Annotated in this window: 1 protein-coding gene; it reads left to right on the top strand. The window is 60.6% G+C overall.

Annotated elements, in window-relative coordinates; all coding sequences use genetic code 11:
• Positions 1-622, top strand: a 622-nt coding sequence (istA, locus tag ACFPLB_RS17575) for an IS21 family transposase (protein ID WP_378232089.1), incomplete at both ends; no start/stop codon positions are given.

Below are 622 nucleotides of genomic sequence, written 5' to 3'. Positions count from 1 at the left end.
GGTACCTGAGCGGCCGAGCAAGATCGATTCGTTTGCCGAGAAGCTATCGGGCTGGCTGAAGGCTGAGAGCCGCAAGCCGCGCAAGCAGCGGCGCACGGTCAAGCAGATCCATGCTGATCTGGTCAGTCTTGGTTTTGAAGGCTCTTATGGTTGGGTGGCGGTTTTTGCCCGGCGCTGGAAAGAGGATTTCCAGCGCCAGCAGAACACCACCGGCCGCGGCGTGTTCGTTCCCCTGGCCTTTGAGCCTGGAGAAGCTTTCCAGTTCGATTGGAGTGAAGACTGGGCGCTGATCGGTGGCGAGCGGATCAAGCTGCAGATCGCGCACTTCAAGCTCTGCTACAGCCGGGCCTTTGCGGTAAGGGCCTATCTGCTCCAGACCCACGAGATGCTGTTTGATGCCCATAATCACGCCTTCAGGGTGCTGGGCGGTGTGCCCCGGCGCGGCATCTACGACAATATGCGCACGGCGGTCGACAAGGTCGGACGTGGCAAGGCCCGGCAGGTCAATGCCCGGTTCTCGGCCATGGCCAGTCACTTTGTGTTCGAGCCCGAGTTCTGCAATCCCGCTGCGGGCTGGGAGAAAGGATTGGTGGAAAAGAACGTGCTTGATATGCGGCACCGG

Origin of the sequence: Aquamicrobium segne (genome assembly GCF_042656785.1) — a bacterium.
GTDB classification, from domain to species: domain Bacteria; phylum Pseudomonadota; class Alphaproteobacteria; order Rhizobiales; family Rhizobiaceae; genus Mesorhizobium; species Mesorhizobium segne.
Note: the sequence above shows the minus strand (reverse complement) of the source record. Positions and strands in the feature narration are given on the sequence as shown.